Below are 13,931 nucleotides of genomic sequence, written 5' to 3' on the forward strand. Positions count from 1 at the left end.
TTCGTTGATTCGTGCCATCATTCTTGGCCACCGTATTTGACTCGCGGATCGATGTACGCGTACGAGATGTCGGTAATGATGACGCCGACGAGGTACGTGAGACCGAACACGATAGTCGTTCCCATCACGACCGGGTAGTCCCGTTGATGGATCGCTTGGATGATCAACCGCCCCATACCGTTTATCTCGAAAACAGTCTCGGTCAGCACCGCCCCACCGAGCGCCGTGCTCAGACCGAGCCCGATGATCGTGATGACCGGAAGCTGGGCGGGTCTGAACGCGTGTTTGCGGATGATCGTACGCTCTGGAACGCCGTAAGCCCGGGCGAGTTTGATGTACTCGTCCTGTAACGTGTCGACCATCGTCGATCGTTCGATCCGCGTTATCTGTGCCATTTGCAGCGTTCCCAGGGTGATCATCGGCAGGATCAGATGCCTGACCGAGAGAGCGATGACCTGTAGCTGGGTCTCAGTTCTGCGAGTCACCCGGCTGCCGGTTCCCGGCTCGGTCCACGGCATGACGAGTCCCCGTGACGGGAACAGGTCGAGGTGGGTGGCGAAGACGATGATCAACATCAGCCCGATCCAGAACGACGGTGTGGAGACGCCGATCAACGAGACGATCCGTGCGACGTGATCGGTGGACTCGTTTCGTCGCTTGGCGGAGATGATCCCCAGCGGAACGGCGGTGGCGATCGCGAACGTGAACGCCGACACGGTCAGCAACAGCGTGATCGGAAGCCGATTCATGATGAGTTCAGCCACCGGCATTCCGGAGTTGACGTTGATACTCTCGCCGAGGTCACCCTGCGCGACGCTCCCGAGGTAATTGAGGTATCGCTCGTAGACCGGCTTGTCCAGTCCGTACTTGGCCTGCACCTCGGCGATCTGTTGTGCGCTCGGTGACGGACCGAGCATGATACTCACCGGGTCGCCGGGGATGGCGTTAACGAGGAAGAATACGATCGTTAAGATCCCGAGCAGTACCGGCACCGCTTGCACTATTCGCCACGCTGTGTACCGAAGTAAACTCATGAATAATCACCCTCTCGTGTAATACTGTACTAATTCTACCGTCATTCTACAGTCAAATCCTTAATATTCCGGGGAATCTTCCGCCGTCGACGAATACGTTTCTTTCCGGTCTCTGTCCGATTACTCGACGCCGATGTTGTTGAAGTGCGTCGACAGCGGGATGATAGCGGAATCCGGATGCGACTGGAAGTCGCTGATGTAATCCGCTACGCCGTAGCTGTTTTTCATGTTGTAGGCGGGCAGGTGCACGCGGTCCTCGAGGATCGTGTTCGTCGCCTCGACGTACATCTCGCGGCGCGTCTCCTGGTCGGGCTCTTCGCGCGCGTCCATGATCAGCTGGTCGACCTCGTCGTTGCCGTAGTACGTTCCGTTCGTGGAGCCCTCGAGTTCCTGCGCGAACAGGTAGTAGGTGAACGCTTCCGGATCGGGCGACCCGGACCACCCGAGGGTGTACATGTTGTAGTCGTCCTCGCTCCCCGTGGCGTACAGGTCGAGGAAGGTACCCCACTCGAGGCGCTCGAACGTGACATTGTTGAAGCCGACCTCCTTGAGACCGTTACTCACGGACTCGCCGATCGCTTCGCGCATGTCGTCCGGGGGAACGATGATGTTCCACTCGTAATCCATGCTGACGCCCGCGTCCTCGAACAGCTGCGTGGCCTGGTCGATGTCGCGGTCGTGCGGGACCTCCGCCCACTCGTCCTGGGGGAAGTCCCAGGCGTCGACGATCGACTGCGGGAACGGGCTGTACTGGCGGACGCCGGCGGGCTCGACGAAGCTCTCGATCGCGTCGTCCATCGAGAACGCGTAGTCGACGGCCTCGCGCACCTGCGGATCGGCGGTCGGCCCTTCGTTACAGTTGAACGCCAGGTAGAAGTACCCGATGCCGAGGGTCGATTCGATCGACGCGCCGTCCATGTTCTTGACGTCCTCCCACAGCTGTGGTGGGACGGTCTCGATGATGTCGCTCTCGCCGGTCTCGAGTCCGGTCACGCGCGTGGACTGTTCCTCGACGAAGTCGAACTCGACCCCCGAGATGTTGGGGTCCTGTTCGCCCCAGTAGTCGTCCCAGCGCTCGAGCAGAACGTACTGTCCGTCCTCCCACTCGACCCACTGGAACGGGCCGCTACCGACCGGATCGTGACCGAACTCTTCTTCGTTTCCTTCGCGTTCGGATTTCGGCACGATCGACGCGCCGATCGTGGTATTGAACGCCGCGTAGGGGTATTCGAGGTTGAACTCGACGGTCTTGTCGTCGACTACCTCGATGCTTTCGATCATGTTGACCTCGGCGGCGTTCTCCGTCTCCTCGTTGACCGGCGCCTCGAACGAGTACTTGACGTCCTCCGCGGTGACGCCGTCGCCGTTCTGGAACGTCGCTTCGTCTTTGATCTCGGCCGTCCAGGTCGTCCCGTCGTCGCTCACTTCCGGCTCGCCGTCCGCAAGCACCGGGACGAGGGAGTCGGTCGCGTCCGCGTTGTACGTGTACAGACCCTCGTAGATCTGCTCGTTGACCTGCGCGGTCGGGACGCCGTTCGCGACGATGGGGTCGAAGCCGTACGCCCACCCTTTCTCCTGCGTGAACAAGAGTTCGTTATCGCCGCTGTCACTGCTCCCGCCGATGCACCCTGCGAATGTTACTGCGGAGGCAGCAGCGCCCGAGGCGAGGAGTCGCCGTCGGGACAGTTCTGACACGTGATGTGACATACCATGAAAAATGCCGTAACGCACCACATATAAGTTTTGGTTCTGTCGCGATATATGCCGCAAAATCCGAATGGAATATATAAAAAACAAATCAATTAGATATGGTACATATCGGGAGCAGCCAAGCTAGGGACACTCCGAGAATGAAGAACCATCATTATTAATTCTTTCTGAACCGAAGTAATACAACAGCGAATTCATTCGTTCGTGCGCAGTCACTGGTAGACAAACGGAGAGCTTTTTCTATCGGCCGATACAGGTGTTCCGTATGAACTACCGAGCCGTCGAAACCGCGGGTGAGTACGTCGCCCGCCTCGAGACCGGTGCCGACTGGCGGGCCGAGATCGAATCGCTCGCGGACGAGGTCGGAGCCGACGCGGCCTGGTTTACGGCCCTCGGCGCGGTACAGGATGCCGAACTGTGGTTCTACGATCAGGACGACTGCGAGTACCGTCCGATCGAGTTCGACGAGCCACTCGAGGTGGCGAGTTGCGTGGGGAACGTGTCGTGGTTAGACGACGAACGGTTCGCGCACACGCACGTCGTCCTCTCGGGCCCCGACGGTGACGCCGTCGCGGGCCACCTGAACGAGGCGACGGTCTGGGCTGGCGAAGTCCACATGCGGGTCTTCGAGCAGGGGCTCGAACGGGAACACGACGAGACGACCGATCTCGATCTCTGGCTCTGACATGCGCGAGGCAGACCGGCAGTACTTCCAGCGGCTCGAAACCCAGCTCGACGAGGCGTTCGACGTCGCCGAACGGGCGAAGGAAGGTAGCGCGGATCCCCGTCCCGAGGTCGAGATTCCCGTCGCCAAGGACATGGCCGATCGGGTCGAGAACATCCTCGGGATCGACGGCGTCGCCGAGCGCGTGCGCGAACTCGAGGGGGAGATGAGCCGCGAGGAGGCCGCGTTGGAACTCGCGAAGGACTTCGCGGAGGGCGAGGTCGGCGATTACGAGACGAAAGCCGGCAAGGTCGAGGGAGCGGTCCGGACTGCCGTCGCCCTCCTCACGGAGGGCGTCGTCGCCGCGCCGATCGAGGGGATCGACCGGGTCGAGATCCTCCAGAACGACGACGGAACGGAGTTCGTCAACGTCTACTACGCCGGGCCGATCCGATCGGCGGGCGGGACCGCACAGGCGCTCTCGGTGCTGGTCGCGGACTACACCCGCGCGCTGGTGGGGATCGAGCAGTACGAGCCTCGCCAGGAGGAGGTCGAGCGCTACGCCGAGGAGATCGGTCTCTACGACAAGGAGACCGGCCTCCAGTACACGCCGAAGGGAAAGGAGACGAAGTTCATCGCGAAGCACATGCCGATCATGCTGGACGGCGAAGCGACGGGCGACGAGGAGGTCTCCGGCTTTCGCGACCTGGAACGGGTCGACACCAACAGCGCCCGCGGCGGGATGTGTCTGGTCATGGCCGAGGGGATCGCCCTCAAGGCCCCGAAGATCCAGCGCTACACCCGGAATCTGGACGAGGTCGACTGGCCGTGGCTCCAGGACCTGATCGACGGCAACTACGACGCGAGCGACGAGGGTGACGCGACCGACGACGAGGAAAGCGACGGCGGCGACGAGTCGGAGGACGAGGACTGGGAGACGGCCGAGGACGCTGACGAGGAAGACGCGACGGCAGACGGCAACGATCCCGCGGCCGACGAACCGGCGGGTCCGCCGCGGGTCGACGAGTCGACGAAGTTCCTGCGGGACCTGATCGCCGGCCGTCCGGTCTTCTCCCATCCCTGTGCGCAGGGCGGTTTCCGCCTGCGCTACGGCCGGGCGCGGAACCACGGCTTCGCGACCGCCGGCGTCCACCCCGCCGCGATGCACCTCGTGGACGACTTCCTCGCGACGGGAACCCAGATCAAGACCGAACGCCCCGGCAAAGCCGCCGGCGTCGTCCCCGTCGACTCGATCGAGGGCCCGACCGTCAAACTGGCCAACGGCGACGTCCGGCGGATCGACGACCCCGAGGACGCCCTCGAGATCAGAAACGGCGTCGAGAAGATCCTCGATCTCGGCGAGTACCTCGTCAACTACGGCGAATTCGTCGAGAACAACCACCCGCTCGCCCCCGCCTCCTACACCTACGAGTGGTGGGTCCAGGACCTCGAGGCGGCCGGCTCGGACGTCCAGGCTCTCGAGGACGATCCCCACGTCGACCTCGAGTTCCCGACCGCCGATCGGGCCCTCGAGTGGGCCACGGAGTACGACGCGCCGCTCCACCCCGAGTACACCTATCTCTGGCACGACCTCTCGGTCGACTCGTTCTGCTCGCTGGCCGAAACCGTCGCCGACGGCCGAGTCACGAACGACGGCGAGACGCTCGTGATCGACCACACCGACGTCGCTCGCGACGCCCTCGAGACGATCGTCATCGAGCATCGCCAGCGCGAGGACCGCCTCGAGATCGACGACTGGGAGCCGTTCGTCCGAACGCTCGGCTGTGAGATCCGTCACACCGCGACCGATGGGGCCAGCGTCCAGGGGAGCGATCCCGAGGGGCGGGCCGTCGAACTCGAACGGACCTGGTCCGACGACGACCTCTCCGAGCGCGCCCGGAACTGGGGCCACGAAGAGGCCGGCGAGAACGCCATCGAGGCCGTCAACGAGGTGGCACCCTTCGCCGTCCGCGAACGGGCCCCGACCCGGATCGGGAACCGGATGGGTCGCCCCGAGAAATCGGAGCGCCGCGATCTGAGCCCGCCGGTCCACACCCTGTTCCCGATCGGGGAGGCCGGCGGCGCACAGCGGGACGTCTCCAAGGCCGCCAAACACGCCGAGACGATGTCGGACACGCCCGGCGTCGTCGAAGTGCAGGTCGGCCGCAAGCGCTGTGCGAACTGCGGCACGGAGACGTTCACGAACCGCTGTCCCGACTGCGACGAGCGGACGACGCCCGACTACCGGTGTCCCGACTGCGACCAGCGGGTCGACCCCGACGAGGCGGGTCGCGTCGAGTGCGATCGCTGCGAGATCGAGGCGACCTGCGTCGAGACCCGCGAGATCGACATCAACGAGGAGTACCGCGCCGCCCTGGAGTCGGTCGGCGAACGCGAGAACGCCTTCGAGATCCTCAAGGGCGTCAAGGGGCTGTCCTCGACGACCAAGATCCCCGAACCGATCGAGAAGGGGGTCCTGCGCGCGAAGCACGACGTCTCCTCGTTCAAGGACGGCACCGTCCGGTACGACATGACCGACCTCCCCGTGACGTCCGTCCGGGCGAGCGAACTCGACGTCGACGTCGGCCAGTTGCGGGCGCTCGGCTACGAGGAGGACGTTCACGGCGAACCGCTGACCCACGAGGACCAACTGGTCGAACTCAAGGTCCAGGACGTCGTCCTCTCGGACGGCGCGGCCGAGCACATGCTCCAGACCGCCGACTTCATCGACGACCTGCTGGAGCAGTACTACGGCCTCGAGCCGTTCTACGAACTCGACGATCGGCAGGCCCTCGTGGGGGAACTCGTCTTCGGGATGGCACCGCACACGAGTGCGGCAACTGTCGGGAGGGTGATCGGTTTTACGAGCGCCGCAGTCGGATACGCGCATCCGTACTTTCACGCCGCGAAACGAAGGAATTGCGACGGAGACGAAGATTGCGTGATGCTCCTTCTGGACGGTCTATTGAACTTTAGTAAAACATTCCTGCCAGATCAACGCGGGGGGAAGATGGACGCGCCCCTCGTCATGTCCTCCCGGATCGACCCCTCCGAGATCGACGACGAGGCGCACAACATGGACATCGTCACGCAGTACCCCCGCGAGTTCTACCTCGCCACGCGCGAGCAGGCCGACCCCGGCGAGGTCGACGTCCAGATCGCCGAGGACACGCTCGGCACCGACGGGGAGTACACCGGGTTCGAGCACACCCACGACACGACGGACATCGCGATGGGGCCCGACCTCTCGGCGTACAAGACGCTCGGCTCGATGATGGACAAGATGGATGCCCAGCTCGAGCTCTCGCGGAAACTCGAAGCCGTCGACGAGACGGACGTCGCCGAGCGGGTCATCGAGTACCACTTCCTGCCGGACCTGATCGGCAACCTCCGGGCGTTCTCCCGCCAGGAGACGCGCTGTCTCGACTGCGGCGAGAAGTTCCGCCGAATGCCGCTGACCGAGGACTGCCGGGAGTGTGGCGGCCGGGTCAACCTCACCGTCCACAAGGGCTCCGTGAACAAGTACATGCAGACGGCGATCGAGGTCGCCGAGGAGTACGACTGCCGGACTTACACGAAACAGCGGTTAGAGGTGCTCGAACGGGCGCTCGAGAGCATTTTCGAGAACGACAAGAACAAGCAGTCGGGGATCGAGGATTTCATGTGAACCGACCGTTTGCGCTGCGCACGTCGCCTCGTCGCTCGGCAAAAGGTCGATCGAAAGGGCTCCTCCTTCCGTTCCGTGACCCTTCGCGTCACTCCACATCAGTCGTCGGCCCGCTCGAGAGCGCCTGCGGTGTTCTCTCGCGGTGAGTCCGGCGGACGCGTCCTCGTCGCCGGTCAGTCACCGACGCTGCCCAGTCCCGGCATCTCGGCGTCCGGATACTCGATCGTCGGCGCGCACCGCCGGCCCGGCAACCGCTCCAGCAGGGCGTCGTTGAATCGCTGCGGTCGTTCCCGTGGCGCCCAGTGCCCGCAGTCCTCGATGAGGTCCACTTCGGCGTCCGGGATTCGCCGTGCCGCACGGATCGACCACTCGACCGGGACGAGCGGATCCTGTTTCCCGTGGATGAGCGCCGTCGGCACGGCGAGCGAGTCGAGGTCGTCGACGAAGTTCGTCGCGACCCGGCCGCTGAAGGAGAGTTCGTTGCCCTGGAACTGTTTGAACGCCTGTAACGATCGCGGCGTCTTGAGTTTCGCCCTGACGTCGTCGACGAACTCGCGCGGGAGGTTGTCCGCATCCGCGACGAGACCGTCCAGGACGGCGCGAACGCTCCGGTTCGACACGCTCGCGGCGATCTTTCCGAACTCCGCGGCCCCCGGGATCTGTGACAGGTGCTTCCACGTCAGGGCCTCCGGCAGTCGCTCACCAAGCCCGTAGCTGCTGACGAGCGCCAGTCGATCGACGCGGCCGGGGCTGGCGAGCGCGTAACCGAGGGCTGCGCCGCCGCCCATGGAGATGCCGACGAGCGAGACGCTGTCGTACGGCAGCGTCGCGAGGAAGCCGTCGAGGACGTCGACGTACGCGTCGATCGTGTGCTCGACGGAGCCGGTGCTGTTCCCGTACTCGGGCCAGTCGAGCGCGTAGACGCGGTACTCCTCCGCGAGGGCGTCGACGGTGTGACGCCACGAGACCGTCGCGTCGTCGATCCCTGCCCCGTGGAGTAACACGACGGGCGGTCCGTCGGTTCCCGCGCGCCGGTAGGCGATGCGACAGTTCCCGACGGTGGCGACGCCGGTCCCGGTCATGGTCGCCGCCGATCGCAAGTGGGCCAGTTACCACCCGTGACGACGCCGCGTCGCTCGCCCGGGCAGACCGATACCGTCGCGCTTCCTTCCACGACGCCTCTTCCGGCCCGTGGGCTGGTCGGGCGGTCGTCGATCGTCGCCCCGATCCCGGCCGACGATGCCGTGATACCAGTTCTCATTCCTGCCTACTCGGGACGGTTACTAAATAATGTTTGTGGTCATTTTTATGTCCAATTTACATCGTTCATGCCGGCGTGACGACCGGCCGTCGGTGCCGAGTCGGGTCCCGCTACTACAGTCGATCCGGATCGATTTGATATAGCGAGATCTGGTTTATCTCTCGAATTTGATCGAAGATACCGAAATTCGCGGATCCTGAAGATTCTGCCGCGCTGGCCGCCCTCCCTCCTTTATACGGGTGCGCGGCGTGAAATCTCATATGACCAACGAACAGCACCAACCGCGACTCGGCTTCGGAACGGAAGTTTACACCGAGGACGGAGCCAGGATCGGCCGGATTCGCGGCTTCGACGAGGAGGGGTTCTACGTCACCCTCCGGGACGGGATCCAGGGGATGAGCGTCGAACACGTCCGATCGGGTCACGAGTTCGGCGAAGCCGAACTGATGTGGCGGTGTCTCGAGTGCGGCGAGATGGGGAGTCTCGATCGGGATCTGCCGGAGACCTGCCCGTCCTGTGGGAGCGACCGGGAGGACCTGTACTACTGGACCGAGGACTGAGTGGGCCGACACCGCTCCGGCGACTTTTCGTGGGATCATCGACGATCCAGTGTTGGTCCCCCTGAAATCGGACCCGAACTGCCTTTGACGTCCAGGCGCGACGAGTGAAATATGGACATCGTCGTCTTCGGGGCCGGCAGTCTCGGGAGTCTCGTCGGCGGGGCGCTCGCCCGTCGGCACGACGTCACGCTGGTCGCCCGGGCGGCTCACGCCAGTGCCGTCCGCGAGTCGGGGCTCCGGCTTACCGGTCAGTTCGACGATCGAGTCCGGCCAGCGGCGACGGCGGACGGCCGGAATCTCGACGCTGACCTCGTGATCGTGACGGTCAAATCGTTCGACACGGTTGAGGCCGCCGAGACGCTCTCGACGGGATCGTTCGATGCCGTTCTCTCGTTGCAAAACGGGATGGGAAACGAGACGACGCTCGCCGATCGGCTCGACTGCCCGGTTCTGGCTGGAACTGCTTCCTACGGCGCGATTCTGCGGGATTCAGCCGTCGTCGAGTGTACGGGGATCGGAGAGATCGTCCTCGGGCCGCGTGAGGGCGGCGAGTCCCGGATTGCCGATCGGGTCGGCGAGGCCTTCGATCGGGCGGGTCTCGAGACGGTCGTCGCCGGGGACATGCCCCTGCGGCTGTGGGAGAAACTCGCCGTCAACGCCGGAATCAACGCCGTGACGGCCCTGACGAGGACCGAAAACGGGGCCGTCCTCGACGCCGACGCGAACGCGCTCGCCCGGGCAGCGACCCGGGAGACGGCACGGGTCGCCCGGGCGTCCGACGTTCGTCTCTCGAACCGGGCGGCACTCGCTGCGATGGACGACGTGGCCGCGGCGACCGCGGCGAACACCTCCTCGATGCACCAGGATCTTCGCGCCGATCGGCGCACCGAGATCGACGCCATCAACGGCTACGTGGTCGATCGGGCGGCCGAACGGAGAATCGACGTGCCGACGAACCGGGTGCTGACGGGACTGGTGCGGACGTGGGAGCGGGGTCGCGGCCTCCGGGCGGAGACCGGCAACTCGGGGTCGGGAAAAACGTCCGGAACGACGCCGTGACGGTGACGGGTTAGAACGGTGCTTCGGGGCCTTCGTCGGCGCTGCCGTCGTCGTCGACGGTTTCGCCGGGGAAGGAGGGGCTCATGCCGCCGCCCATGTCGTCGCCGCCGTCCATTCCGGTAGTAGCGTTGACTTTCTCGATCTCGGGAATCTCCTTGACCATGCGGCTCTTGATCGCCTGGATCGTCATCGGCGAGATACCGCAACCGCTGCAGGCGCCGCCGAGGGCGATGGAGACCTCGCCGGTCTCACGGTCGAGGTCCTGGATCGCCGCGCTGCCGCCGTGCATCTGGATCTGCGGGAAGTTCCGTCGCAGGAAGTTCGCGACGCGGTCTTCGAGGTCGTCCCCGTCCTGGGTCTCGGTGCTCATAGACGCCCTTTCGGTATCGGAGACCCTAAACCTTCCGTCCCTTCTGTGGACCTTGGAGTTACGCGAATCCGAAGACGCGCTGGAGTTCGCGCTCGATTTCTTCGACGTGGATCTCGAGGACCTCCTCGAACCGATCCTCTTCGACGAGAACGCCAGTGACCCGATCGTACGGGTCCTCGGGCAGTTCGACGCGGAACTCGCCGTCACCCTCGTAGAACGGTTCGCTCTCGTTTAACACCTGCTGGTCGATCGCGTGCACGAGTTGGGAGTCGTACTGGTCGTTCATCCGGTTGAACGCGTTCTTGTACGCCTGCTGGAGTTCGGGGAAGTAGTTGGCGTACTTGTCCTCGAACTTCTCGGGATCGAAGTCGGCCATGGTGGATACGAACGCGAGCGAAGACAAAAGTGGGACGATCACCGGGTCGCAGCGGTTCACTGCGAACGGACAGTTCCCCCGATTGATGCGGTAGGGGTGTCCTACATACGGAGGAGGCGTACGCAAGCGGAATCGACACCCACTCCCGTCGTGGATATCAAGCACCATGCCCACCGACCAGCACCCTATCCCACGCGAAGCGTTGCCACCGGGGTGGGGTCCCGCCGAGTCGGGTGACGATTACGTTTCGTATCGTCACACGCAATCCCCGCTCGAACTGATCGCGGACCGCACGCTCCCCGATCAGTCGCACCCGGGGCTCGGTCTGAGCCGCTGCTGGGAACTCAGGTACAGCTACACGCTCAACGACCGATCGATCACCGAGGCGATCGGTCGCGTCTCGACGCGTCGGGCCGCAGTCGATGGTCTGTTGGAGTGTATGGGCCGGATTCACGACGAGATCGAGGATTCGGCCGACGTGAGCGAGATCCAGGCCGTTCTCGAGGAGGTCTCGCTCGCGGGCGTGGTCCCGGACAACCCGTCCGTCTAGTAATCCGATCGCCGTCAGCCGACCGACTCGATTCTATTCCCGTCGTCCGTTCCAGTCGCTGTCCGCAAACCCGAACGACTCCCCTCGATAAATCCTATGTTACGATATGAAATAGTCGCGTTTCGGTGGCCGGCTGACCCTCGAACCGCCCCGGTGTACAGTACTCTCGACGCAGACGTGCTCGCCACCGCTCTCATCGATCGAGTCGCAGCCGATGCCGGTACTCGATCCGCCGTCCGCTCCTGGCAGGTTCGGAGTACTTATACTGGCGACGAAAGTAGGTAGGTATCAGCACGGGTCGATCGCCGATGACATCTCATCTCTCCTTCGCTATCGATTTTCACGTCCACTCGGACGAGTCCTACGACGGGCACGAACCGATCGAACTCGTCCTGGAACACGCGGCCGACATCGGACTCGACGGCATCGTGATCACCGACCACGACGAGATCGATGAATCCCTGCGCGCCGCCGACCTCGCGCCGGAGTACGGCCTGGTCGGCATCCCCGGCGTCGAGGTGTCGACCCGTCACGGTCACCTGCTCGCGATCGGCGTCGAGGAACGGCCCGACCCCGGACAGCCGTTCGTGGAGACCGTCGAGGCCGTCCGCGAACTCGGCGGGATCGCGATCGTTCCCCACCCGTTCCAGCGAAGTCGCCACGGCGTCCGAAAACGGCACATCGACGACGCCGACGCGATCGAGACGTACAACTCGATGCTCTTCACTGGCTACCGGAATCGCCGTGCACGAACGTTCGCCCGTCGACGCGGCTACCCCGAGATCGGCGCGAGCGACGCCCACTACCTGCCGAACGTCGGTAAGGCCTACACCGAAATCCGCGTAGAACCCGGCGCCGAGACCCCGACGAAGGCGGAAATCAACGGCGACGACCTCGTCGACGCGATCCTCGAGGGCCGAACGCAGATCCACGGCAAACGGACCCCGGTCCACAAGAGCACCGTCCAGTACGCGAAAGGGGCGGTTCGCAAGTCGACCTACCTGCTGACGTCGCGAGCGCCGCTGGTGCCGACGATACCGGCGTCGATGGATCGATCGGGATAGCTCGTCAGGTCGACGGTGGCACTCGTCAGGACAGTTGCTCGCCGACGATCTCGTCGGCGTGTGCGATGAACGCTTCTTCGCGTCCCTTCGGGACCGTCGCCCCCGCCGCGACGTCGTGGCCCCCACCGTCGCCGTCGACGGCCCGGGAGGCCTCTCCCATGACGACCGAGAGATCGAGTCCCTGCCGGACGAGCGAGTGAGTGCCGCGCGCCGAGACCTTGATCTCGTCGTCGTTCTTGGCTGCAAAGGCGACGATCGGCTTCGATCGGCTGATGCCCTCGTTGCCCATCGCCATCCCGGCGACGATACCGACGATCGTCTCGCGGATGCGATCGCCGGCGTGGAACCACTGGACGTGTTCCTCGTGAGTGACGCCTTCCCGGGTGACGAGATCGATCCCGTTCGAGAGGTTTCGGCGGTGGTTCCGCAGGAGTTTCCGGGCGCGTTCGAGGGCCCCGTCGCGATCGCCGAGACAGACGGCGAGACCGACGTCGGCCCGCTCGTACCGGGCGGTCGCGTTGAGCAGCGTCGAGAACTCGCTTGCGTCCCGGAGTTCGGTACCGATCGGTTCCTCGGGAAGGACGTACGCCGTCCCGACCAGCCCGTCGATCTTCGTCGCGGGGACGCCACTCGAAACGGCTCGTTTGACGAGTGCGCTGGTGACAGTCCGTTTCTCGTCGTTCGTGAGCCCGGACCAGCGCCGCCACTCCCCGTCCCGTTTCAACTCGAGGTCGAGGTCGCTGAGAAAGCGCAGCGCACCCTGCTGGTCGTTCGAGATGCCGGGAACGTGGACGTCCGTGGCGTACTCGAGCAGTTTCGGGAGGGGTCGAGTCTGTTTCCCGTAGAGGGCGAGATCTTTTCCGGTCTCGACGACGCCGGCCGCGACACCCTCCTCGACGATCGCCTGATTCGCGCCGTGAAGTTCCCCGCCCGAGGCCTGCATGTCGCCGACGGCGCCGACGACGGCGAGGGCGGCGAGGTCACGGTTGTCGGCGCGGGCGTTCGCGGCCGTCGATGCGGCGACGGTGCCACCGTCGGAGCGCAGTCCGACGGTTCGTTCACCTCCATCCGCTGCGACGGAGGGGTCTTCATTCGAAACGTCGGCGAGCGCTCGCGCGAGGACGTAACTCGCACCGGCCCCCGACAGCTCTGCGGCCCCGTCGATTCCGACCAGGAGCGGGTTGAGGTGGTACTCGGTCTCCCGATCGGCGGGCTGATGATGATCCGCGATGACGGGCGTGAAATCGCCCGCGTCTTCGTGCTCGCCGATGCAATCGAGCTGGCCGCTCCCGAAGTCGGTAAACAGGACCGTTTCGTAGTCGGTCGCCGCGATGTCCGCGACGGCGTCCTCGTCGAGTTGTTTCTCGAAGACCGTCTCGAACGGAATCGCCGCCCGCTCGAGTGCGCTCGCGGCGATCGCCGCGCTGGTGAGTCCGTCGGCGTCGATGTGTGACGCGAGCAACACGCGATCGGCGTCACACAGCCGCTGGGCGCATGCTACCGCGCGATCCTCGAGTTCGGGAACCGGCCCTGCCATCGAGAAACTGTGGGACGGCTTCGTTCATAAACCCGTGGATCGTCCCTGTACGGCTCTACGCTGGATTCGTCCTTCCGCT

12 protein-coding genes are annotated in these 13,931 nt (G+C 64.4%); 6 read left to right on the plus strand and 6 right to left on the minus strand.

The window, feature by feature from the left end:
- Nucleotides 1-17: 17 nt before the first annotated feature.
- On the minus strand, nt 18-1,034 hold the full coding sequence (locus MUG98_RS21705; protein WP_265109504.1) for an ABC transporter permease: 1,017 nt from the start codon (nt 1,032-1,034) through the stop codon (nt 18-20).
- 120 nt (nt 1,035-1,154) lie between these two features.
- The gene (locus MUG98_RS21710) at nt 1,155-2,741 is read right to left on the minus strand and encodes an ABC transporter substrate-binding protein (RefSeq protein WP_265109505.1); all 1,587 of its coding nucleotides are present in this window, start codon (nt 2,739-2,741) and stop codon (nt 1,155-1,157) included.
- A gap of 268 nt (nt 2,742-3,009) precedes the next feature.
- Between MUG98_RS21710 and MUG98_RS21715 the strand changes: the two genes are divergently transcribed.
- Nucleotides 3,010-3,429 (plus strand): PPC domain-containing DNA-binding protein, encoded by a 420-nt coding sequence (locus MUG98_RS21715; protein WP_265109506.1) that lies wholly within the window; start codon nt 3,010-3,012, stop codon nt 3,427-3,429.
- Between the two features lies 1 nt (nt 3,430).
- Complete coding sequence (locus MUG98_RS21720; RefSeq protein WP_265109507.1) at nt 3,431-7,075, plus strand: DNA polymerase II large subunit; 3,645 nt, start codon at nt 3,431-3,433, stop codon at nt 7,073-7,075.
- 173 nt (nt 7,076-7,248) lie between these two features.
- Here the strand turns inward: MUG98_RS21720 and MUG98_RS21725 are convergent, their stop codons facing one another.
- The gene (locus tag MUG98_RS21725) at nt 7,249-8,157 is read right to left on the minus strand and encodes an alpha/beta fold hydrolase (RefSeq protein WP_265109508.1); all 909 of its coding nucleotides are present in this window, start codon (nt 8,155-8,157) and stop codon (nt 7,249-7,251) included.
- Between the two features lie 439 nt (nt 8,158-8,596).
- Between MUG98_RS21725 and MUG98_RS21730 the strand changes: the two genes are divergently transcribed.
- Together MUG98_RS21730 and MUG98_RS21735 are read left to right on the plus strand one after the other, a co-directional pair.
- Nucleotides 8,597-8,896, plus strand: coding sequence for a TFIIB-type zinc ribbon-containing protein (locus MUG98_RS21730; protein WP_265109509.1), 300 nt, complete (start codon nt 8,597-8,599; stop codon nt 8,894-8,896).
- 111 nt (nt 8,897-9,007) lie between these two features.
- Nucleotides 9,008-9,955, plus strand: coding sequence for a ketopantoate reductase family protein (locus MUG98_RS21735; RefSeq protein WP_265109510.1), 948 nt, complete (start codon nt 9,008-9,010; stop codon nt 9,953-9,955).
- A gap of 10 nt (nt 9,956-9,965) precedes the next feature.
- Here the strand turns inward: MUG98_RS21735 and MUG98_RS21740 are convergent, their stop codons facing one another.
- Together MUG98_RS21740 and MUG98_RS21745 are read right to left on the minus strand one after the other, a co-directional pair.
- Entirely contained in the window at nt 9,966-10,325 is a 360-nt protein-coding gene (locus tag MUG98_RS21740; RefSeq protein WP_265109511.1) for a NifU family protein, read from the minus strand.
- A gap of 58 nt (nt 10,326-10,383) precedes the next feature.
- Complete coding sequence (locus MUG98_RS21745; protein WP_265109512.1) at nt 10,384-10,701, minus strand: DUF5783 family protein; 318 nt, start codon at nt 10,699-10,701, stop codon at nt 10,384-10,386.
- A 166-nt stretch (nt 10,702-10,867) separates the two neighbouring features.
- Between MUG98_RS21745 and MUG98_RS21750 the strand changes: the two genes are divergently transcribed.
- Nucleotides 10,868-11,251 carry a hypothetical protein gene (locus MUG98_RS21750; protein WP_265109513.1) on the plus strand — a complete coding sequence of 128 codons (384 nt, stop codon included), beginning with the start codon at nt 10,868-10,870 and terminating at the stop codon, nt 11,249-11,251.
- Nucleotides 11,252-11,559: 308 nt separating this feature from the next.
- Nucleotides 11,560-12,315: a PHP-associated domain-containing protein gene (locus MUG98_RS21755; RefSeq protein ID WP_265109514.1), complete on the plus strand. Its 756-nt coding sequence runs from the start codon at nt 11,560-11,562 to the stop codon at nt 12,313-12,315.
- 25 nt (nt 12,316-12,340) lie between these two features.
- Here the strand turns inward: MUG98_RS21755 and recJ are convergent, their stop codons facing one another.
- Nucleotides 12,341-13,852: a RecJ family nuclease gene (gene recJ, locus MUG98_RS21760; RefSeq protein WP_265109515.1), complete on the minus strand. Its 1,512-nt coding sequence runs from the start codon at nt 13,850-13,852 to the stop codon at nt 12,341-12,343.
- Between the last annotated feature and the right edge of the window lie 79 nt (nt 13,853-13,931).

This window comes from Halosolutus halophilus, from assembly GCF_022869805.1.
Classification (GTDB): domain Archaea; phylum Halobacteriota; class Halobacteria; order Halobacteriales; family Natrialbaceae; genus Halosolutus; species Halosolutus halophilus.